Origin of the sequence: Glaciecola sp. SC05 (genome assembly GCF_041380235.1) — a bacterium.
GTDB lineage: Bacteria > Pseudomonadota > Gammaproteobacteria > Enterobacterales > Alteromonadaceae > Glaciecola.
Genome location: NZ_JBGIYY010000044.1, coordinates 1 through 1,925 on the forward strand (window position 1 = coordinate 1; position 1,925 = coordinate 1,925).

The 1,925-nt window shown below is 40.9% G+C and carries 2 protein-coding genes; both read left to right on the forward strand.

Annotated features, from left to right (window positions below; all coding sequences use genetic code 11):
- A partial coding sequence (locus AB9H30_RS19265) for an RHS repeat-associated core domain-containing protein (RefSeq protein ID WP_371196418.1) occupies positions 1-916 on the forward strand: 916 nt, incomplete at its 5' end.
- Positions 906-1,535 (forward strand): hypothetical protein, encoded by a 630-nt coding sequence (locus AB9H30_RS19270; RefSeq protein ID WP_371196419.1) that lies wholly within the window; start codon positions 906-908, stop codon positions 1,533-1,535. The genes AB9H30_RS19265 and AB9H30_RS19270, both read left to right, overlap by 11 nt.
- Positions 1,536-1,925 lie beyond the last annotated feature (390 nt).

Sequence of the window (1,925 nt, forward strand, 5' to 3'; positions counted from 1 at the left end):
CTACAATATTGGGCGGTTTATGTCGGTGGACCCGTTTATTCAGGGGAATGGCAATAGCCAAGGCATTAATCCTTATAGCTACGTCATAAACAACCCATTAAAGTATACTGATCCTAGTGGCTATTCTAGAATTGAAAGGCGCAGACAAGAAAAAGAGGAAGAGTACAATGACTTAATGAACAACATAAATAGCTTAATAAATAACATTAATGGTAAAAATAAAACCAAGAATGGTGCCGAGAATGGCGCAAATGCATCACCACAGAACAACACTCCTCCTGAATCTGCTGCAGATATTGNATCAAAAGGTGATAATTTTGGTACCAGTGGGAATTATTTCTCTGGCACTCCTAGCGCCGTGGGCGCCCCTGAATCAGAAGGCTACATAAAACAGGAGCAGACCTTCAAGTTCGGAGATAATGAACTCAGCTATACATCTGAAGGGCCAAAAGGATTTGCTGAGAAGCTCATGAAAGACTTGGGTGACATTGCTGAGACGGATGCGGGTGAAAAAATGCTTATCGGCCTTGTAGATTCAGATTCGAGCATCTTAATCAAATATTCTCGCCAACCCTTTGAAGGAGTAGCTAAGGGTTATGATACAGTGGTAGGATATAATCACGTTAGTGGCCCCGGAATACACGCAAATGTGCGAGGCGGCTTTATAAAAAATGAATCTTCCTTTTTATCTCTAGCGCATGAGCTTCACCACTCTTGGGCTTCAACTACGGGTAGGTTCCTCCAGTGGCCATGGAAAGCTCCTAACGACTCGTTGCGTATTGGGGACTCAGTTCGAGGGCTGTCGAATAGCGAGACTTTTGCTGTCCGACATACAAACCTGATACGCCAACAAGCAGGGTTGAAATATAGAAGAACACACTATCTACAGGAAGGAAATTTATACTATGTCGATTAAGTTCAAGCTAGTTTGGATTATTGTTGGCGCACTATTCTTGGCTAGCTGCGACACCAAAAAGCGAAATATTGATAACTTAAATGCTGCTTGTGAAGTTAATTGGAAAATGAATTATGGCAAAGCTCGTCAGATGAGTGAGTTTTTATCGGCGCAGCGCAATATGGGTGACTACATTGCTTTAAAGCAAGGGGCGACGAATCATTATATATACTCCCTTGCTGTGATAACTAAGGATGATGAGAGTGGTTACGCAACGGTTATGACTGACTATATGGACAACCCGGTTCAAATGGAAATTGAAAGGTCGTTAGCTGTCGAGATTTTAGATGGCGGGAAAATGCTTCAGAATAAAACTGACGGTGTTAATGAGCGAGAGTTGAGTGGTGAATTTCCTTGTTATTTTTTTCAGATGAAGAATGCTAACTTGGTTCGTAATGTAAATTACGTCGGGCGCCTGAAGAAAGGCTTACCTGTTAAGTTATTGCAACAAATAAACGCGATAATTGTCACAATTGAAACCGTCAATCCATCAAATGAAGTTGACCATATTCAGAATTCAGAAATTACAAAGGAAACCCTTAGAGATAACTACATATGGGAATTGGGGGAGTTGAACTAACCAATTAATCTTCGCATCATCATCACAGTATAAAACTTTCTCGTTTTAGAGTAATTTTGGCGACTAGAAACCGTTTAAACGATGTCCACAGGTCGCTGCGCGATCTGTGGCAACTCTCTTAGCACTATCAAAGCTTCAGCATTACTAGCAATCTTCATCACCGTATAAAACATTCCCATTTTGGAGTATTATTGGGAAAGTTAACGGAGTCAATATGAGTAAAGTTGTAGAGTTCAAGCATCATAACAGTACCACGCCAACCATCGAAAATCGGAAAGTTCTTCCAATCCCACCTGTTGCGTACTTTTTTACCATCATAACTTTTCCCAAATTAGCGGTCATGACATTGTTTGATAACCTTAAGAATAACGGCCATTTAGCTTTTGACAA

Excerpts from the sequence above, each read along its gene's own strand:
- AB9H30_RS19270 (WP_371196419.1), top strand. The coding sequence starts at position 906 with ATGTCGATTAAGTTCAAGCTAGTTTGGATTATTGTTGGCGCACTATTC.